The organism is Halorientalis regularis (assembly GCF_023698535.1).
Lineage (GTDB): Archaea > Halobacteriota > Halobacteria > Halobacteriales > Haloarculaceae > Halorientalis > Halorientalis regularis.
Map to the genome: position 1 here is coordinate 89,058 of NZ_JALJCL010000004.1, position 18,909 is coordinate 107,966.

Genomic DNA, 18,909 nt, shown 5'->3' on the forward strand with positions numbered 1-18,909 from the left:
CCGTGGCAGATTGTGCCATATGAGATTCGTTATCGTGGGTGCCGGTCGCGTCGGGCTCCGGACCGCCCGCGTCTTACAGGAGAGCGGCCACGAGGTCGTCGTCGTCGAGAGCGATCCGACCTCGGTCGACCGCGCCCGCAAGGAAGGGTTCGACGTGATCGAGGGCGACGGCTCGACCGAGGAAGTCCTCGCGAAGGCCGACCTCACGACCGCGGACGCGCTGGGCGCGCTCTCTGGCGACCTGAACGACAACTTCATCGCCTGCATGATCGCCAAACACCACGGCTGTCGCACGGTCTTGCGCATCAACGAGGACTACCGCGAGGACATCTACCGGAAGTACGCCTCCGAGGTCGACGAGGTGATCTACCCCGAACGGCTGGGTGCCATCGCCGCCAAGAACGCGCTGTTGGGCGGGTCGATCCGCGCTGTCGCCGACATCGCCCGCAACCTCCAGATGGTCGAGTTGACCGTCACCGGCGACTCGCCGATGCAGGGGTACACTCTCAGCGAACTCGAACTGCCCGCCAAATCCCGCGTCCTGGCCTTCGGCAAGCAGGACGACGCCTACGGCCTCCCCGACGCCGACGCCTCGCTGGAGGCCGGTGACCGACTGGTGGTCCTCGCCGACTTCGGCGTGCTGGACGACGTGCGCCGCATCGTCGTCGGTGACAGTCAGGGCCGCGCCACGGCCGCCGGAGGTGTCTGACCGTGGTGGTCGCCTACGTCATGGTCAAGGCCCACGCGGGCGACGCCGACCGCATCAAGGCCGACATCGACGCCGTCGACGGCGTCGTCGAGTCCTCCATCGTCGCCGGCGACGTGGACTTCATCGCCAAAGTCGAGGTCGACTCCCCGGCCGCCGTCAAGGACGTGGCCGCCGCCGGCATCCAGGAGATCGACGGCATCGAGTCCACGCAGACCTACATCGCGATGGACTAAATTTCTACTTCGGGGGGATTCGCCGAAGGCGAACCCCCCTCGCAAAAATTTAGTATAAAAACTTCCCGGACGCTCGCTCCGCTCGCGTCCGGTGAACCGGCGCGCTCCGCGCGCCGACTGCTGGCAGCAACAGCAGAGCTACCACTCCCGCACAGCCACCGCGCCGCACCCCTCCGGTACGCACTTGTTCCTGCCAGCCGACACCGTCCGACATGGCCCGGTCCCTGACCCGTCTCGATGCGATCAGCGGCGGACTGGCTCTGCTCACCGCGCTGGCCGGTCTCGCCGTCTACCCCCGCCTCCCCGCCGAGGTGGCGATCCACTTCTCGGCGTCGGGACAGCCCGACAACTACGCTCCGAGGGCCGTCGCGGTGGCGGCCATACCGGTCGTGATGGTCCTCACCCACCTCGTAATAAAGTGGGCGGCCCGGGTCGATCCGCCGGACGACCCCCGAACGATGCGGGGGATCACGGTCGCGACGATGCTCCTGCTCGCGGTCGTCCATGGACTCGTCCTCGCGTGGAACCTCGGCTACGCCGTCCCGTTCGACCTCGTACTGGTCGGTGTTCTGGTGTGGGGTGCGCTGGTCGCCGGCTACGCCGTCGTCCGCGAGTACGGGCTCGGGATCTGAGTCCCCGTCAGAGTGGCGTGCCGCCGCGACTGCCGTCATCGCCCTGACTCGCCGCCTTCCCCATGAGGTCCGCAACGACGCCCTCGTAGTCGTACCCCGGGACGACGCCTTCGACGTAGGTCCCCTCGACGTATTCGGCGAAGGCCTTCGCCACGTCCGGCGCGCGGTCGGCGTTGCCGAACTCGAACTCGAACGCGGCGACGGCCTCGTCCGCGTCCTCGGTGAGCGTCACTGCGTCGAGGTCCACGTCGGCCCGCGTCACCGACGGTGCGTCTCCCAGGCGGCGCTCGAGGGTGTCGAACCAACCCCCCTCCACTGCGTCGCCAACGTCGCCGTCGACAGCCGCCGAGAGCATCGGCATCCGGACCACGAGCCGGTAGGCCAGTGCCCAGTCGTCGGTCTCGTCGGCCGTCACGTGGCCGTCGAATCGCGTCGTCGTCACACGGTAGCCGTCGCCGTCGCGCTCGAAGGCGTCGTGGCCCTCGAACGCCCGCTCGGCCCGCTCCGGAATCTCGTCGGTCATTGCAGGCCCGTACGCGAGCGGACGACAAAAACGCATTGTGTGCGTCGCGCCACGAACTGCGCCGCGACTCCACGTGAGGGAGGGGATTCGAACCACGGTCGGTCCCGTTCGCTCGCTTCGCTCGCTCACCTCTCACTCCCTGACTCAAATCCAACCGACGATTCCGTCGCGGCGCGAACTGCGCCGCGACTCCATGCGAGGGAGGGGATTTGAACCCCTGGACCCCTACGGGAGCGGATCTTAAGTCCGCCGCCGTTTCCAGGCTTGGCTACCCTCGCACATCCGTCCCTCCATCCGTGAGGGGTTTGTCGGTTTCGGTCCGCCACAGCCCTGCTTGCACTCGCCAGCCAGTGGCTTGTCCAGCGTCTCGACCGAGCCCCAGCCACGACCGAGGGCTCCGACTCCGTCGTCGCCGAGACCAGACACGACGGCGAGGCGATGACCACGACCGACCTCGTCGCGCTGATCGAACGCCAGCGCGAGACCGGCCGCCTCGTCGAGGACGCCGACCAGCACCGCAACGCCGGGGTCTACCGCGCCGAAGACGCAGCAGGACTCCGCGACGAGACCACCCGGCAGTGACTACCAGTCGACGCTGAGCGTTCCGTCGCCTTCGGGATCGGGCGCGATCTCCTCGTTCGTCCGGCGGTCGACGACGTGGATGATCCCTTTGTCCTTTTTGGCCGGACAGGCCTCCGCGGCCGCGATGTTGTGATCGAGGTCCTCCTCGCCGAAGAAGTAGGTCTCTGGCTTGGCGATCCCCGTCGAGATGTCCAGGTTCCAGTTGTCCGAGTACTCGGCGCACTTGCCCGCGCCGAAGCACTTGTTCGCCTCGAAGATGATCTTGTACGGCTTCTCCGCGACCGGCGGCGCGTCCTGCTCGCCGATCTCGCTGGGGTCCACGGGTTCGTCCGCCTCGCTCATACCACCGGCTTGGTCCCGGGCGGTCTTTCCGTTGTCGCTTTCGGCCCGGCAGAAATACACCTCAGAAGTGAACGGACGGCGATCTATTGGTGGATCGTGACGCCCTCGATCTCGACGGGGTCGTGGGGCTTGTCCTGCCCGTCGGTCGGCACGTTGCCGATCTCCTCGACGACGTCCATCCCGTCGGTGACTTCGCCGAAGACGGCGTGTTTGCCGTCCAGGTGGGGCTGGGCGTCCAGTGTGATGAAGAACTGCGACCCGTTCGTGTCGGGGCCGCTGTTGGCCATCGAGAGCTTGCCGGGACCGTCGTGTGTCAGTTCCTCGTGGAACTCGTCGTCGAACTGGTAGCCGGGGCCGCCGCGGCCGGTGCCGGTCGGATCTCCCCCTTGAATCATGAAGTCCTCGATGATCCGGTGGAACGTGACGCCCTCGTACAGCGAGTCGCCGCGGATCTCGCCGGACTCGGGGTCCTCCCACGTCGTCGTCGCGGGCGCGGGTTCGTCGTCGGCCGCCGGGTCGTGTTCCGCCAGGTTGACGAAGTTCTCGACCGTCTTGGGCGCGCGCTCGTCGAACAGGTCGATCTCGATGTCGCCGTGGTTCGTGGACAGCGTCACTGCAAGGTCACTCATGGCGTCCACTCCGCGCGGTCGGGAGAAAAGTCTGGTGCTAGTCCCGACCGACGGTCGCGGTCACGCCCGCCTCGTCGAACGTGAGTTCGACCAGCCCGAACGGCGTCCCGCCCCGGACCTTCGTGACCGCCAGACAGGTCTTGACCGACCGATCCACCACGTCCATCCGCACGTCCCACACCTGATCGGCCCGGGCCAGCGTCATGTCCCGCCGCAGGACCGACGGCGTGTTCTCGTGGCAGTGAAAGAGTCCGACGCTGTCGGTCATCCGCAACGCTCGCTTGCAGGTGTCGAGGAACTCGCTGTACCGATGCCGGTCACCCTGCTCCAGTTCCGTCGTCGGATCGACGACCAGCAGGGACCCCGCGTCAAGCCCACCCAGGAACTCCTCGGGTGACCCCAGCACGTCGTCGCCATCGACGGTACGCACGTCCACGTCCAGCGCCGCCTTCCCCATCGGGACCGCCGTCGTCAGCGCGTCGGCCACCTCCTCCGCCGGCCGGAGCGCCGAGAGGTACCGCGTCGAGTTCGCAGCCGCCATCGCGTACAGGAGCGGCTCGCTCTGTGCGCGCGGCAGTGCCGACACCGCGACGAGACTCCCCGCCGGTACCCCCCCGCCGAGCCCGCTGTCGAGCAGGTCTACGCCCGTCGAGAGCCGCCCGCTCGGTGCCGTGTCGTCGCTCATGGCCCGACTCTAGCCGTTGGGACCGATAAGCCTGCCGCCCCACCTTTTTACTGCGAGGGGTCGCCAGCGGCGACCCCCTTCGCAAAAACGTGGTTCCCGCGAGCGGAGCGAGCGGGAGCTCGACAGAGCTTTGCTCTGTCAGTGGCGCAAAACGTACTCCGCGCTCACTTCGTTCGCGCTGAGTGAACCGGCGCGCTCCGCGCGCCGGATGCTCGTGCCCTCCGCAACCGTAACCGCACCGCCCCCGCACCGACTCCGCGACCGCCCCGCCGACCCAGACAGTGCCTGTTTTACGTGCCTGCCCCGACGTGCCCGACATGAGCAACCGAGAGGCCGACGCGTCCGGGTCGACGGGGTGGCTGAATCCGGAGAAGGCCATCATCATCGTCTGTGCCGCCATCGCACTCCCGGTCGTCTATTTCCTGACCGAACGGCTGGGGACGATCACGTACCCCGCGATCTTCCCGACGCTGGCCATCGTGTTCATGCCCCCCTTCGTCTACCGGAGCTACTGGTCGAACCGATACGATGTCGTCCGCGCGACGGGTTGGGGCCTCGTCGCCGGCATCGCCGTCGCCGCAGAGTTTCTCGCCATCATCTTCCTCGCCGCACCCGCTCTCGGCGGCGACGGGGCCGTCCTGCTGGCGTTCGGGATCGTCGTCCCGGTCGACTATGCCGTCGCCCGGTTCGTGATCGGCCGCTGACGACACGAGTCAGAACGCCCGGAGGTCGTCGAGCACGTCGGCCGCGTCACCGCTCTCGATGGTCTCACGGGCCGCGTCGAGTCCATCTTCCAGACTGTCCACGTCCTCGCGTGCGTACATCCGCAGGGCGGCGTTGACCGCCACGGCGTCGGCGAACTGGTCGTCGCGGTCGCCCGCAAGGACTTCCTCGGTGATCGTCGCCGAGTCCTCGGCGATGTCCTCGACCTCCAGGTCCTCGCCGCTGAAGTCCATCCCGTAGTTCGCGGTCTCGATCTCGAAGTCCGCCAGGTCCTCGCCGGCTCGCGGGTCGCTCCCCTCCCCGCTCGCCGATTCGTCGGTGCTTCGCACCGACCCCCATTCCGCCACGACTGTCGACCCGGGCCGGATGTCGTCATAACCCTCCTGGCCCTGGAACATCAGCACGCGGGACACGTCCTGTGCCTGGACCGCGCGGAAGGTGTCGACGGTCTTCTCGGCGAACGCGAGGTGGTAGAAACTGCCCAGATGCACGTCGGCGTCGGCGGGGTTGGCCAGCGTCTCGACGGTGTTGACGAAGCTCCGCACGCCCATCATGTCCCGGCGCTCCCAGAGGTCGTCGACCCCAGGGTTGAATGCGGGCTGGTAGTAGTACCCGAAGCCGATCTGGTCGACCATGTCGGCGCTCTCCTCGGGTTCCAGTTCCGTCCGGACACCCAACTCGTCCAGCACGTGCTTGTACGCGTCGAGCTTCTGGGTGGGGACTCGATCCCCGGAGTGGACGACGACGGGCGTGCCGGCGGCGGCGGCGACGGCACCCGCCGCGACGCCCAAGATGGCCGTGGAGTGTTTGCCGTCGTAGTTGGCTCCGCAGTCCACGGGGTCGGCGTCGGGGGCGGCCACGTCGACGGACTCCTCGCGCATCACGTCGGTGTAGGCCGCCAGTTCCTCGGGGCTGTTGCGCTTCCAGCGGTTGGCCAGCCAGAACGCCCCGAGCGTCGTGGGATCGGGCTCGCCGGCGAGAATCCGCTGGAACGCCTCCCGGGCCTGGTCGCGGTCCATGTCCTCGGCTGACTTGTGGCCGGACCCGACGACTTCGGTCATCAACCGTTTGAGCGGCCATTCGCCGAACTGCTGGCTCGCTTGTGCCATGTTCGACTGTCGGCACGCCAGCGCGAAATACTTCACGAAGCCGTCGCTTGTGATCCGTTCGAAAATCCCGTTCCGAACTGTGCGATCCGGGCAGTGATCGCCTACTCGCCGGCCGCTCGCTTCTCGATCATCCCGAGTCCGATCCAGGTGATGACGGGCTCGTCGTCCTGATTGTAGCCGGTCAGCCGACTGTCGACCTCGCCGACGCCGGGGCGGTCGCCCTCGCGTTTCTCGACGACCTCGTACTCGATGGACAGTTCGTCGCCCGGACGGACCGGCTTGATCCACCGGAGTTCGTCCACGCCGCGGGCCCCTTGCGAGGCCCACCCGGCTTTCTCCATGGTCTCGACCAGCAGGCGCATACAGACGGCGGCGGTGTGCCAGCCGCTCGCGGCGAGCCCGCCGAACATCGTGTCCTCGGCGGCCTCGGGGTCCGTGTGGAACTCCTGGGGATCGTACTGCTCCGCGAACTCGACGATCTCGTCCTCGGTGACCTCGTAGCTGCCGTGTGCCTCCGTATCGCCGACTTCGATATCCTCGTAGTACGTGGGCATTGGCGAGGCCAGTAGTGCCGGCGACTTAGCGGTTTCGTGCCCGAGAAGCGACACCGTTACACTGGAACGGTCCAAAGAGTAGTCAATGAGTCTCCAGTCGGGTGACTGGCGGGCGGCGCTGGACGACGTGGACGCGGCACTCGTCGACGGCTACCAGAGCGGCTTCCCGGTGGCGGAACGCCCCTTCGAGGTCGTCGGCGACGACCTCGGAGTCGAGGCCGCCGACGCGCTGGCTCGTGTCCGTGATCTCCGTGAAGCCGGTATCTTCCGCCGGTTCGGGGCCGTTCTCAACCCGCCGGTGATCGGCTCGTCGACGCTGGCGGCCGTCTCAGCTCCGGCCGACCGCTTCGAGGCGGTCGCCGATGTAATCAACGACCACCGGCAGGTCAACCACAACTACCGGCGCGAACACGAGTGGAACATGTGGTTCGTCGTCACCGCCGGCTCCCGGGAGCGACGCGACGCCATCATCGAGGACATCGAGGCCCGGACCGGGCTGGACGTACTCGTCCTCCCGATGCTGACCGACTACTACATCGATCTTGAGTTTCCCGTCGTCAACGGGGATCGGTTTGCGCGGGAGAGCATCTCCGAGACCGACGCTTCGGCGACGCGGATCAGCGAGGACGCCGCGGCGAATCTCTCGGCGCTGGACCGACGACTCCTGCTCGAAATTCAGGATGGCTTCCCCCTCTCGGAGACACCCTACCGGGACGTGGCGGCCGCGGTCGACGCGTCGGTCGGGGAGGTACTCGACAGCGTGGCGACACTGCGAGAAGACGGCTGTATCAAACGCATCGGCTGTGTCGTCAACCACGTCACGACGGGCTTCGACAACAACTGCATGGTCGTCTGGGACGTACCCGACGAGAAACTCGATACCTGGGGGGAGACCGTCGGCTCGCTGCCGTACGTTACGCTCTGCTATCACCGCCCGCGCCGTCCGGACCAGGACTGGCAGTACAACCTGTTCACGATGATCCACGGCCGCGAGGCCGGGGCCGTCGACGCCAAGATCGACGACCTCGCCGACGAGTACCTGCCCGTCGACCACGAACGGCTCTACTCGACCGAGACGCTGAAACAGACGGGCGCGCGGTACGACGACATCGTCGGGGAGTAGGGGGCCGAGGGGTCAGTGACCGTTACTGCAGGCGAATTATCAACTGTATGGGTGCTTCTCCGGGCCGAAACGCCCGGAAGTCTTATCCTTCTGTTAGCGTGTATTGAGGAGTGGATGAGTACAGGTGACCTCCCCACCGTGCTGGTGGTAGACGACGAACCGGACGTGGCCGATGCCTACGCCGCCCAGCTGAAACAGGAGTACCACGTCAGGACGGCCTACAGCGGTGAGGAGGCACTGACAGCGCTCGGACCGGACGTGGATATCGTCCTGCTCGACCGGCGGATGCCGGACGTGTCGGGCGACGACGTTCTCGAAGAGATCCGCGAGGAAGGGCACGACTGCCGCGTCGCGATGGTGACGGCGGTCGACCCCGACTTCGACATCATCGAGATGCCGTTCGACGACTACGTCATCAAACCGGTCTCCCGGGAGGACCTGTTCGACACCATCGAGCGACTCCTCGTCTGTGCCGAGTACGAGGAGAAACTCCAGCGGTACTACTCGCTGACCTCGAAGTACGCGACGCTGCTGGCCAACAAGAGCAACACGGAACTGGAAAACAGCGACGAGTTCCACGACCTCCGTGCGGAGCGCGACCGCGTCCGGGACGGCCTCGAAGACACCGTCGCGCGCTTCGACGACGAGGCGTTCGCAACCGTGTTCCGCGAACTCCACGACGGATCCCGTCCCGTCGAAGAGTAACACAGTCAGCTCTAGCTCGGTTTTTCGCCCATTTCACCCGTTACTGCAGCCGATAATTTGACATGGGTCAGCTCTTCCGTTTCGGTTGCGGGTTAGATCCCAGATTCGTGTCTGGTTTTCACTTCTGAACACCGGGCGGAAACTTTTTTGTTACTGTTCACCACTTCCTACAGTGAGTGGATAGGTTTGGGCGAAACAACAGTCCTCATCGTCGACGACGAGTCCGCCGTCACGGACGTGTACGCGGCTCACCTACAGGATGAGTACGACGTCCGGACGGCGTACAGTGGATCGGAGGCGCTCGAGGAGCTCGACGACGATGTCGACGCCGTGTTGCTCGACCGCAGAATGCCGGGGATGTCCGGAGACGAAGTCCTCGAACACATCCGCGAGGAAGGGTACGACTGCCGTGTCGCGATGGTGACGGCGGTCGACCCCGACTTCGACATCCTCGATATGGGCTTCGACGAGTACGTCGTCAAACCGGTCTCGCGGGACGACCTCTACGAGACGGTCGAACAGCTCCTGACGTACTCGACGTACGACGACACGTTCCAGGAGTACTTCTCGCTGGTCTCGAAGCGCGCGGCGCTCGAAACCTCGAAGAGCCGATCCGCACTCGAAACCAACGAGGAGTATCAGGAGCTGACCGACGAGATCGAAGAACTCGAAGCCAACCTCGACGACGCTGTCGGCGATCTCGAAGAAGACGAGTTCGGCGCGCTGTTCAGGATGCCGGAACCCGACCTCGACTCGATGGACTCGCCGTCACAGCCGTAGCGCGGCCCCACACATGGCCTGGCAATACACACCCTTTGCACTCCTCTATACAGGTGTCGCCGTAGTCGTTGCCGGGCTCGCCGCGTGGGTGTTCCGGGATCGGATGACGGCAGGGTCGAGACCGCTGGTCGGCCTGCTGGCCGCCACCGCTTTCTGGACGTTCTGTGCCGGCCTCGAACTCGCCCGGACGGACGTGGTCGGCCAGCGCGTGTTCGCGAACGCGACCTACCTGGCCATCGCGACGCTCCCGGTCCTGTTTCTGTACTTTGCCGAATCGTACTCCGGCCAGGAGACGCCGCTGACGCGGTACGGACCGGGGCCGTTGCTGGTCGTCCCCGCGATCACGCAACTGCTCGTCTGGACCAACCCGTTCCACCACCTCATGTGGGCGCGGTCACAGCTGTTTCAAGCCGGTGCCGTCGCGACGCCGCCGGTGCTCTCCGGGTCGTGGTTTCTCGTCCACACGGCCCACTCCTACGCCCTGCTGGTAGTGGGCTCGTACCTCCTCGTGCGGATGCTCGTCGTCTCGGAGAACGTCTATCGGAGCCAGGCGATCGCGATCCTCGTGGGGACGTTCACGCCCTGGATCGCCAACGCCCTCTATCTCGGGAACGTCGTCTCCTTTCCCTTCGATCCGACGCCGGCCGCTTTCTCCGTCACTGCGGCGGCGTTCGTGCTCGCCATCTACCGCCACCGGCTGCTGGAGATGGTGCCGGTCGCCCGCGAGGTCGCCCGGGACGAACTGATGGACAACCTCGTCGAGGCCGTGTTCGTCCTCGACGACGACCGACGGATCATCGATTACAACCAGCGTGCGGCCCGCATCGTCGACGACGGCGACGAATCGCTGGTCGGTCGGCCGGTCGCGGAGGCGTGTCCGGAGCTAGAGGCGGTGATCGAGGAGGCAGCCGACGCCGATTCGGGGACCCAGGCCGTCAGCACGGAGCTGGCGCTTCGACGGGACGGGAAGCTCCGGTACTACGACGTGCAGGTGACGGCGTTGCGACGGGCGGGCGGCCTGCTGACAGGTCACCTCGTTTCCCTCCGGGACGTGACCGAACAGCGCCAGCGCGAACAGCGATTGAACGTCCTCAACCGTGCGCTCCGGCACGACCTGCGCAACGAGGCCAACGTCGTGCTGGGCTACGCGGAACTGGGCAAGCAGAACAACCCCGACGCCGAGTGGGTCGACGCCATCGAGAGCCACATCTCGGGCCTGATCGACCTGAGCGAGAAGGCTCGCCAGCTCGAACAGGCGCTGGACAGCGAACACGTCGAGTCCCGCCGACTCGATGCGGTCGACGTGATCGAGACCGTCGTCGACGAGTACGAGGCCGACCGGCCGGACGTCGAGATCGAGACCGACCTCCCCGAAACGGCGCACGTCTCGGCCATCGAGTTCTTCGCCGACGCCGTGGGCAACGCCGTCGAGAACGCCATCGAACACAACGACAACCCGGAACCGCTCATCGAGGTCGCCGTCTCCGCGTGGGTCGAGGACGACGAGGTGGCAATCGAGATCCTCGACAACGGGCCGGGCATCCACGAGGAGGAGCGTGCCGTCCTGTTGCGCGGTCGGGAGACCCAGCTCCAGCACATCAGCGGGCTCGGGCTGTGGATCATCAACTGGATCGTCACCGAGTCCGGCGGCACCGTCCAGTTCCAGGAGAACGACCCGCGGGGCTCCATCGTGACGATCCGGTTGCCGGTGTCCGAGGACGAACCGGACGAACAGGAAGCCGACGACGCAGTCGCAGAAACGGCGGAAGGGAAGGTGGATGCCGAGCCCGCGGTCGAGTCGTGGGCCCAGGACGCACACAGCTGACGGCGGGGGCCGCCGTCAGTCGTCGCCCAGCACGCGGTCGGCGATGGGCTGGCCCTCTTCACTGGGCGTCTCGGCCCCCGTCTGGTCGCGGAGTTTCGCCACCACGTCGTAGCCGAAGATGGCGGTTCCGAGGATGATCATCGTGTCACCCGGCAGACGCGCCCAGAACAGCGTCTGGACGATGGGTTGCTCGTAGAAGGCCAGGCTCCGGCCGGCGTCGTAGCCCGCCGTGAAGACGGCTTCCAGCTGGAGGAAGCCCACCGGGAGGACGGAGACGAACACCATCAGCGCTAGGCCGAGGTTCCACAGCCAGAACGACCAGCGGAGCCGGCGCGTGGACCACGCGCCCGAGCGGGTGGTGAGCCGGAGCATGTAGACGGCCATCCCGATGGCGAGGAAGCCGAAGGCACCGAACATCGCGGCGTGCGCGTGGCCGACGGTGAGGTAGGTGCCGTGTTCGTAGTAGTTGATCAGCGGGAGGTTGATGAAGAAGCCCAGCACGCCCGCGCCGACGAAGTTCCACACGCCGCTGGCGACGATGAACATGAACGGGAGCGTGTAGGGGAAGCCCTCGCCGGAGGTCGCCATCACGCGGTACTGGCCCAGTGCTTCGTAGAGGATGAACACCAGCGGGATGAGTTCGAGCGTAGAGAAGGCGCTCCCGACCGGCACCCAGATGTCGGGCTGGCCGACCCACCAGTAGTGGTGGGAGACGCCGATGACGCCCGTGCCCATCACGAACAGGGCCTGGAACATGACCGCCTTCTCTGCACTCTTTGTTCGGAGCAGGTTCATCGACACCAGCACGAGGCCGACGATGGCGACGATGAAGAACTCGAAGGCCCCTTCGACCCACATGTGGACGACCCACCAGCGCCAGAACTCCGTGACGACGATGTTGGTCTGGGGCGTGTAGAGGAACCCCGCACAGAACAGCAGCGCGATGGAACCGCCGGCGTAGAGGATCATGTGGGCCAGTCCGAAGGGCTGTTCGCGGCGCAAGAGCGGCCGGAAGCCGCGCCAGACCAGCACCGCCCAGACCCCGAAACCGGCGAGCAGGCCGACCTGCCAGAGCCGGCCGACTTCGAGGTATTCGAGGCCCTCGTTGCCGACGATCCACCAGAGCGCGCCGTCGATGTAACCCTGCGCGCCGAGCCAGATGCCCGCGAGGCCGCCGACGGTGACCACCACCAGCGCCACGAGCAGGCCGTTGACGTAGCGGGCCTGGTTCGACGGCTCGTCGCCGGTCAGCAGGGCCGGCAGGAAGATGCCGGCACCGAGCCACAGCGTCGCGATCCAGAGGATCCCCAGGTCGATGTGCCAGGTCTTGGCCAGTGCGAAGGGGAGCCACTGGAGGATCTCGAAGCCGAAGATCTCGCCGAGGCCGAAGAAGGCGTCGCGTTCGATGTAGAAGTGCGCGAGCAGGCCGCCCAGCAACACCTGCATCATGAACAGGAGCGCGCCGATGGCGACGAACCGGGTCGCGGCGATCTGGCTGGGCAGGATAGTCACGTCGTCGGGGTCGGGGATCGAGACGCCCTCGGATTCGGGTTCGGTGAGGTCGACGGCCCGGTAGAGCCAGATGCCCGCGCCGGCACCGGCGACGAGCAACACCATCGCGATGACGCTCCAGGTCATCGCGCTGGCGGGAGGCTGGTTGCCAGCGCCGGGGGCGTAGGGCCACTCGTTGGTGAAGGAGTTCTCACCGCCCGGGCGGTCGGTGTGGGCGACCCAGGCGGTCCACATGGCGAAGTCGGCGAACTGCCGGGCGCGCTTCTCGGAGTCGATCATGTCCGCGGGGACGCCGCGGTGGGGTTCCCCCTCGTGGTAGCGCTCGACGTACTCCTGACGGACCTGCTGGTGAGCGTAGGCCTCCGCCGCGGAGTAGCGAACTACGCTCCCGGCTTCGCTGCCCGCCAGTTCGGACTGCACCGTGGCGTTGACCGCCGCCCGGTCGCCGGCCGAGAGGTTCGCGTAGGACCGGTTGTACTCCTCCCGGGCGTAGTACCCGCGCATGTGCCGGAGCTTCAGGTCGAGCGCGTCGGCGGTGTAGTCGGGGCCGAAGTACGCGCCGTTGCCCAGGATCGACCCGTGGTTCATCAGTCCGTCCGACTGGAAGACGATCTTGCCCGCTTGGACCTGGTCTTTGGTCGTGATTCGCTCGCCGTCGGGACCGACGACCTCCTGGGGAATGGGCGGCGCGTTGGTGGTGGAGTACCACGCGCCCGCACCCATGACGACGAGGTTGAACACGAAGGCGACGACCAGTGCCGTCGCGAGATGTTTCCGTGTGACTCGCATACAGACGGCGCTCCTTCCGGCGAAGGCATGAAGGGTCGATGGCGCTCCAAGAAACTGCGAACCCGTCCGAACGCGTTCGGGACAAGCCGGAGGATGCTGGCCGTACGCACCCCTCGCAGGCACCGCTGGCCGGGTTCGAGGTTTGTCTCGCACCAATGGCCGTTTTCGAAAGCCCTAACGAAGGTTCGATCCTAAGAAAGTCCCGATGAGTCAGCAACTGCCGGACGTCCAGGCCGACAGTCCGGACGTGTCCGTCGGACTGAACCGCGTCGGGGTCACCGGCGTCGAGAAACTCGTGAAACTCGGCCAGACCGACGACCGCCCGATCGTCCTGATGGCCGAGTTCGAGGTGTTCGTCGACCTGCCGTCCTGGCGGAAAGGGGCCGACATGTCCCGCAACATGGAGGTCGTCGACGAGACGCTGGAAGCCGCGGTCGCCCAGGAGGTCCACCGCGTCGAGGACGTCTGTGGCGACGCCGCAGAACGCCTGATCGACAAACACGAGTACACCACCAAGGCGGAGGTCCAGATGGAGGCCGAGTACGTCACCCGCGAGCGGACGCCCGAGTCCGACCGCCCCACCCAGTCGACGGCGGACATCATCGCCTCCGCCACAGCGACCGAGGACGGCACCCACGAGGAGATCGGAGCCCGCGTCACCGGCATGACCGTCTGTCCCTGCTCGCAGGGGATGAGTACGTCCCGGGCCCGCGAGACCCTGCGCGGACTGGACGTAGAAGACGAAGTGATCGACGAGTTCCTCGAAGAAGTGCCCCAGCCGGGCCACTCACAGCGGGGCCACGCGACCCTGACCGTCGAGAGCGAGGGCGCGCCCGAGGCCGATCTCAACGACATCATCCGCGTCGCGCGCGACTCGATGAGCGCCCGCATCTACAACCTCGCGAAGCGACCCGACGAGGATCACATGACCTACGAGTCCCACAAGGACGCCAAGTTCGTCGAGGACTGCGTGCGCGCGATGGCCGAAGGAGTCGTCGAGGAGTTCCCCGACCTGCCCGACGACGCTATCGTGACGATGAAACAGTCCAACGACGAGTCCATCCACCAGCACAACGCCCACGCCGAGCGGGTGGCGGAGTACGAGACACTGAAGGCGGAAGTGAACGGGGACGACTGAGGCACGCGTCCGGCGGCCGGAGGCCGCCGGTTCTTCGCGAGCGCAGCATCGCCGCGCTCGCGCCTTTTTCGCCACTGACAGAGCAAAGCTCTGTCGAGCTCCCGCTCGCGGGAACCACGTTTTTGTCGGGAGCGGTTCGCGCGAGGCGCGAACCCGACCGGGAAAAAGGTGGGTGGGCAAACTTCTTGTCCGTCAGTCTGAATTGAGTGGTATATGGGGGCTGTCTGTCCGTCGTGTGAGGCCGAGGTGTCGAACACCTACGACTGCCGGGACTGTGGGGATGCGTACTGTGTCGACTGTCGACTGCCCGACGACCACGAGTGTGACGCCGAGGTCGAGACCGAAGCCGACGGTGGGACGAGAGCGGCCGGTGGATCACCGGACTTCTCGCTGTCGATGCCGTCGGGGCCGGAGATTACGGTACTCGTGCCGGTCTGGCGCGTGCTTCCGTGGTGGGTGTACGTCGCGCTCGCGGTGGTGCTGTTCCCGCTCACGACGGTGATCCTGGCGTTCCAGGTCTACCACGAGCGAGTGGCCGCCAGTGAGTACGCGTGGCGGCCGAGTCGCGTGTACTACGTGCCACTGCTGGTGTTCGTCGTCACGATGTTGATGTCTCGGTCATGGTTCCCGGGCATCGACACGCACTGGGTCGTCGTGTCTGCCTTCGGCTACTTCTGGGGCCTCCCGGCGACGGTGATCTACGCGGTCCGGCGACGCGGGCGCTGACTCGAAGGGCGAGCGGACCCGCGTCCGCCCAGCGGGGGTCGACCCGGAGCGGATGCGTGACGGCCCGCGAAAGGAGCGAACGCGGCCGCCGCCACGGCCGTTTATCAACCGGGTTACCCAACCGTCGCCCATGCCTGTCACAGTGTCTCGTGACGACGAGAACGACCGGATCGCACACCTGCGTATCGACACCGGCGACCTGAACCTCCTGTCGCCGGACGCGATCGAGACCCTTCGGGACGCCGCGACGGCGGTCCCCGAAGCTGTCTCGGTGCTCACCGTCGGGCCGGCCGCCACCGACGGCATCGGGGGACTGACAGCCGGGCTGGACCTCGATGCCGTGCTGGACTGTTCGGTGTCCGAGGCGCGAGCGTTCCTCGGGGCCCTCCACGACGCGAACGCGGCGATCCGTGATCTGGGTGCCGTCACGGTCTGTCGCTGTGGTGAGTACGCTCTCGGCGCGGGTCTGGAACTGGCGATGTCCTGTGATTTCCGGGTCGCGACCGAAGACGCTGCGCTGGGACTGCCCGAGATCGACGCGGGGCTGGTGTCCGGCATTCAGGGCGGACTGCTCGTCCGGTTGGTGGGACTCCAGGCCGCGAAGGAACTGATCTACACCGGCGACCCGATCTCTGGGTCCGAAGCGGCCGAGATCGGACTGGTCAATCGAGCGGTGCCACCCGGGGAGTACGACGCGACCGTCGATGCCCTCCTCGAAACGCTCGCCTCGAAGAGCCCGGAAATCGTCCGCCGGCAGTCGGAGGTGTTCCGGATGCTCCGCTCGAACGGCGTCGAGGCCGGGATCAGGGACAGCACCGAGAGTATCGCCTCCTGTTTCGACACGTACGATCGGCGTGAGGCGATGGCAGCGTTTCTCGAAGACAGGAAGCCGGCCTTCGAGGGGCGCTGACGCAGCAGTTTCGGGGCGGAGCCCCCGGCTTCGAGAAGAGAAGGCCTCCGACTGGGCGGAAGTTGAGTGCCGGGAGTCCACATCAAGGCCCCCTCGACGACCGAACCATCGTGGGTGAGCGACGTATGGGGGTAGTTTACAGGGTCAGCGGATCGGCGTCCTCCCACCGCGGGTCGAACTCCGAGCGGACGTTGGCGGCGAACTCCCGGTCTTTCAGGTCGATCACGGCGAACGTCTCGTCGGCGTTGAGCGGGTGTGGCACCTCGATACAGACCTCCGCGTTGTCGATGAGTTCGAAGGTACCCGAGACGTTGGGCGAGGTGCGGACGGAGAACTGTTCGTGGCGGGCCAGGTGGGAGCGGTAGCGTTCGCCGACGCTCTCGGGCAGTTCCTCGACCAGTTCCGGGCGCATCAACAGCGACACGTCGACGCCGCGGTCCAGTGCGTTCCCGAGTTCCTCGACGATCAGGTCGCCGACGGTGTCCATGTCGAACTGCTGGGACGAGGACGAGGCGACCATGATGATGCGTTCGTCGGCGGCCGCGAGCCGCTCCACGAGGAGGTCGACGGTCTCGTCGGGGCCGACCGCCGCGGTCCAGAACGTCTCCTCGACCGGCTCGGCGCTCTCGAGTTCGCCGACGAGTTCGTCGACGATCCCCTCGTACTGCTGGGCCTTCTCCTCGAGTTCGCGCTTCTTGTCCTCGAGGAGGCGGTCCAGCGCGGTCTGGGGCTCGACGGCGACGTACTTCTTGGGCCGGCTCGCGCTCTGACTCCGCACGAGATTGTAGGTCTCGATGCTGTTGAGCACGTCGTAGATCCGGCCCATCGGCACGTCGCTGACACGGGACAACTCTTTGGCCGTTGTGGGCCCCGTCTTCAGCAACGCACGGTAGGCGCGAGCCTCGTACTCCGACAACCCGAGGTCTCTCAGACTTGCCATTGTATGGCGGTCGACTGCCGGGGATATAAACGCATCGCAGGTTTACCGCCGTGGTTTTTACGAACCCGTCGCCAGTTCGGCGAGGCCGTCCGGCGTTTCCGCGGTGCCGGTCACCTCGCCGTCGTCGACGACTTCCGCTTCGCCGTCGAGGCCCTCGGCGGCCGGGACGACGACGGCCTCGTGGTCCGCGACGCGGAGCGCGGCCCGGTGGAGCTCGCTCCCGGCTGGCGCGCCGATCCGGAAGACCCGGAGCGACTGGAGCCGGGAGGCGACAGTGGCGTAACTCGCCACCTCGACACCCATGCGCTCGGCCGCGCCGGCGAAGGCCGCGATGGCCTCGCGGGCCCGCTCGCGGTAGCGGTCATCGCCCGTGAGCGCCGCCAGGTCGACCAGCGCGTCCGCGAATTCGACGTTGGTGTCCAGCGGATACAGCGGTTCGTCCAGCAGTCCCGGGCCCTCGGGGGTTCCGTCGCGGAACGCGCCCTCCTCGTCACCGAGTTCGGCCAGGGCGTAGTCCGCGACCGCCGTGGCGGCGTCGCCGTACTCCCCGGTGACTTGCCAGGCCGTGGTCAACCCCTGCAACACGCCGGTCTGGTCGGCCAGGAGGCCGGACTCGCCGACTTCCTCGTCGGTTCGGTAGTGGGTCACCTCGCCGTCTTCGACCAGTTCCTCGAGGACGTGATCCAGTGCCCGCTCGGCGTAGCGGCGCGTCGGTTCGTCGTCCGTGTACGCGTGTAGCGCGAGCAGCGCGCCCGCGGCCATCCCGTTGCGGTCGGCCAGCACCGTCTCGTCGATGCTCGGTGGGTCGGCGTCCTCGCGGTCGGTCGGACTCAGCCGATAGTACTCGTCGTCACCGGCCTGACTCGCGGCGAAGGCCTCGCCCGTCCAGAGGTCGGTAGTGAGGTACTCCACGGTCGTCTCGGCCGTGTCCCGATAGGAGTCCTCGCCGGTGTAGCGGTACGCGCGGGCGAACGCCCGGACCAGCGCGGCGTTCTCGTCGAGCAGTTTCTCCCGGTGCGGGTCGCTCCAGTCCCTGCCCGTGGCGAACCGGTAGAACCCGCCATCGTAGGTGTCCAGCAGGTGGGTCTGGATCGCTTCGAGGGTGCGCGTGGCCTGATCGCGGGCCCGGACCAGCGCGAACTCGACGGTCCGAGGTAACGGGAACTTCGTGTCCGACCCCCAGCCGCCGAACTCGTCGTCGAAGGCCCCCAACAACTGCTCGACCATGTGTTCCTCGATGCGGGCACGGACCTCGCCGCTCGGGGGTGTGCCATCCCGGAGCGCGCGGGGGACCCGACCGGCCTCCTCGCCCTTGCCGTCCCAGGTGCGCCGCACCGAGTCCAGAATCTCCCGGAACCCGTCGACGCCGAGGTAGCCCGCGCCGGTCAGGATGTCGCCCTCGGGTGTACAGAAGACCGTCGAGGGGAATCCGCCCATGTTGTAGCGTTCGCGGACCCGCGGGTGTCGGTCCACGTCGACGCGAACCGGCACGAAGCCGTCGTTGATGTTGGCCGCGATGCGTGGCTCGGTGTAGGTGGTCGCGTCCATCTGGTGACAGTGGGCACACCAGGGGGCCGACAGCGAGAGGAGGACGGGCTTTTTCGCCCGTGCGGCCTCGTCGAAGGCGTCCTGGCCCCACTCGCGCCACTCGACGTTGGTACGCGCCGCGGAGTCGTCCATACCGACCGGTAGCCGTCGCCGAACAAGTATCCTGCGTCCCGCGTCTGCGTGTCCCGGTCG

The 18,909-nt window shown here is 66.8% G+C and carries 21 protein-coding genes and 1 tRNA gene; 12 read left to right on the top strand and 10 right to left on the bottom strand.

The window, feature by feature from the left end:
- The first annotated feature begins 19 nt into the window (after window positions 1-19).
- The 3 genes from MU521_RS06210 (at window position 20) to MU521_RS06220 (ending at window position 1,574) form a co-directional block, all read left to right on the top strand.
- On the top strand, window positions 20-709 hold the full coding sequence (locus tag MU521_RS06210) for a potassium channel family protein (RefSeq protein ID WP_092688676.1): 690 nt from the start codon (window positions 20-22) through the stop codon (window positions 707-709).
- Between the two features lie 2 nt (window positions 710-711).
- Window positions 712-942, top strand: coding sequence for an Lrp/AsnC family transcriptional regulator (locus MU521_RS06215; RefSeq protein WP_092688679.1), 231 nt, complete (start codon window positions 712-714; stop codon window positions 940-942).
- Between the two features lie 212 nt (window positions 943-1,154).
- Entirely contained in the window at window positions 1,155-1,574 is a 420-nt protein-coding gene (locus MU521_RS06220) for a DUF1648 domain-containing protein (protein WP_092688682.1), read from the top strand.
- A gap of 7 nt (window positions 1,575-1,581) precedes the next feature.
- On the opposite strand, the gene MU521_RS06225 is transcribed toward MU521_RS06220, so the two are convergent.
- Window positions 1,582-2,097, bottom strand: coding sequence for a DUF5813 family protein (locus MU521_RS06225; RefSeq protein WP_092688686.1), 516 nt, complete (start codon window positions 2,095-2,097; stop codon window positions 1,582-1,584).
- Between the two features lie 194 nt (window positions 2,098-2,291).
- Window positions 2,292-2,375, bottom strand: a tRNA-Leu gene (locus tag MU521_RS06230).
- Window positions 2,376-2,535: 160 nt separating this feature from the next.
- Here MU521_RS06230 and MU521_RS06235 point away from each other — a divergent pair.
- Window positions 2,536-2,679, top strand: a complete 144-nt coding sequence (locus MU521_RS06235) for a hypothetical protein (RefSeq protein WP_175452781.1) — start codon at window positions 2,536-2,538, stop codon at window positions 2,677-2,679.
- Here the strand turns inward: MU521_RS06235 and MU521_RS06240 are convergent, their stop codons facing one another.
- The 3 genes from MU521_RS06240 to MU521_RS06250 all read right to left on the bottom strand — a co-directional run bounded on the left by MU521_RS06240 (window position 2,680) and on the right by MU521_RS06250 (window position 4,335).
- Window positions 2,680-3,021: a ferredoxin gene (locus MU521_RS06240; RefSeq protein WP_092688689.1), complete on the bottom strand. Its 342-nt coding sequence runs from the start codon at window positions 3,019-3,021 to the stop codon at window positions 2,680-2,682. It abuts the gene before it with no gap.
- An 83-nt stretch (window positions 3,022-3,104) separates the two neighbouring features.
- Complete coding sequence (locus MU521_RS06245) at window positions 3,105-3,650, bottom strand: peptidylprolyl isomerase (RefSeq protein ID WP_092688692.1); 546 nt, start codon at window positions 3,648-3,650, stop codon at window positions 3,105-3,107.
- Window positions 3,651-3,687: 37 nt separating this feature from the next.
- Window positions 3,688-4,335, bottom strand: coding sequence for an RAD55 family ATPase (locus MU521_RS06250; RefSeq protein WP_092688695.1), 648 nt, complete (start codon window positions 4,333-4,335; stop codon window positions 3,688-3,690).
- A gap of 317 nt (window positions 4,336-4,652) precedes the next feature.
- Here MU521_RS06250 and MU521_RS06255 point away from each other — a divergent pair, with 317 nt between their 5' ends.
- The gene (locus MU521_RS06255; RefSeq protein ID WP_092688698.1) at window positions 4,653-5,039 is read left to right on the top strand and encodes a hypothetical protein; all 387 of its coding nucleotides are present in this window, start codon (window positions 4,653-4,655) and stop codon (window positions 5,037-5,039) included.
- A 9-nt stretch (window positions 5,040-5,048) separates the two neighbouring features.
- On the opposite strand, the gene MU521_RS06260 is transcribed toward MU521_RS06255, so the two are convergent.
- Both MU521_RS06260 and MU521_RS06265 read right to left on the bottom strand, forming a co-directional pair.
- Window positions 5,049-6,167, bottom strand: coding sequence for an anthranilate phosphoribosyltransferase (locus MU521_RS06260; RefSeq protein WP_092688701.1), 1,119 nt, complete (start codon window positions 6,165-6,167; stop codon window positions 5,049-5,051).
- Between the two features lie 101 nt (window positions 6,168-6,268).
- Entirely contained in the window at window positions 6,269-6,721 is a 453-nt protein-coding gene (locus MU521_RS06265) for a MaoC family dehydratase (RefSeq protein ID WP_092688704.1), read from the bottom strand.
- Window positions 6,722-6,806: 85 nt separating this feature from the next.
- On the opposite strand from MU521_RS06265, the gene ahbB reads away from it, so the two are divergent.
- The 4 genes from ahbB (at window position 6,807) to MU521_RS06285 (ending at window position 11,154) form a co-directional block, all read left to right on the top strand.
- Window positions 6,807-7,844, top strand: coding sequence for a siroheme decarboxylase subunit beta (gene ahbB / locus MU521_RS06270; RefSeq protein ID WP_092688707.1), 1,038 nt, complete (start codon window positions 6,807-6,809; stop codon window positions 7,842-7,844).
- A gap of 114 nt (window positions 7,845-7,958) precedes the next feature.
- Window positions 7,959-8,549, top strand: coding sequence for a response regulator (locus MU521_RS06275; RefSeq protein WP_092688710.1), 591 nt, complete (start codon window positions 7,959-7,961; stop codon window positions 8,547-8,549).
- A 186-nt stretch (window positions 8,550-8,735) separates the two neighbouring features.
- On the top strand, window positions 8,736-9,329 hold the full coding sequence (locus MU521_RS06280; RefSeq protein WP_092688713.1) for a HalX domain-containing protein: 594 nt from the start codon (window positions 8,736-8,738) through the stop codon (window positions 9,327-9,329).
- Window positions 9,330-9,342: 13 nt separating this feature from the next.
- Window positions 9,343-11,154: a histidine kinase N-terminal 7TM domain-containing protein gene (locus MU521_RS06285; RefSeq protein ID WP_092688717.1), complete on the top strand. Its 1,812-nt coding sequence runs from the start codon at window positions 9,343-9,345 to the stop codon at window positions 11,152-11,154.
- A 15-nt stretch (window positions 11,155-11,169) separates the two neighbouring features.
- On the opposite strand, the gene MU521_RS06290 is transcribed toward MU521_RS06285, so the two are convergent.
- Window positions 11,170-13,455 carry a nitric-oxide reductase large subunit gene (locus MU521_RS06290; RefSeq protein WP_092688720.1) on the bottom strand — a complete coding sequence of 762 codons (2,286 nt, stop codon included), beginning with the start codon at window positions 13,453-13,455 and terminating at the stop codon, window positions 11,170-11,172.
- 205 nt (window positions 13,456-13,660) lie between these two features.
- On the opposite strand from MU521_RS06290, the gene mptA reads away from it, so the two are divergent.
- The 3 genes from mptA to MU521_RS06305 all read left to right on the top strand — a co-directional run bounded on the left by mptA (window position 13,661) and on the right by MU521_RS06305 (window position 16,229).
- Entirely contained in the window at window positions 13,661-14,593 is a 933-nt protein-coding gene (gene mptA, locus MU521_RS06295) for a GTP cyclohydrolase MptA (RefSeq protein WP_092688723.1), read from the top strand.
- 213 nt (window positions 14,594-14,806) lie between these two features.
- Window positions 14,807-15,319, top strand: a complete 513-nt coding sequence (locus MU521_RS06300; RefSeq protein WP_092688726.1) for a B-box zinc finger protein — start codon at window positions 14,807-14,809, stop codon at window positions 15,317-15,319.
- 130 nt (window positions 15,320-15,449) lie between these two features.
- Window positions 15,450-16,229, top strand: a complete 780-nt coding sequence (locus MU521_RS06305) for an enoyl-CoA hydratase/isomerase family protein (protein WP_175452782.1) — start codon at window positions 15,450-15,452, stop codon at window positions 16,227-16,229.
- A gap of 136 nt (window positions 16,230-16,365) precedes the next feature.
- Here MU521_RS06305 and MU521_RS06310 read toward each other — a convergent pair whose 3' ends face one another.
- Window positions 16,366-17,169 carry a TrmB family transcriptional regulator gene (locus MU521_RS06310; protein WP_092688729.1) on the bottom strand — a complete coding sequence of 268 codons (804 nt, stop codon included), beginning with the start codon at window positions 17,167-17,169 and terminating at the stop codon, window positions 16,366-16,368.
- A gap of 57 nt (window positions 17,170-17,226) precedes the next feature.
- Window positions 17,227-18,849: a DUF255 domain-containing protein gene (locus MU521_RS06315; RefSeq protein ID WP_092688732.1), complete on the bottom strand. Its 1,623-nt coding sequence runs from the start codon at window positions 18,847-18,849 to the stop codon at window positions 17,227-17,229.
- Window positions 18,850-18,909 lie beyond the last annotated feature (60 nt).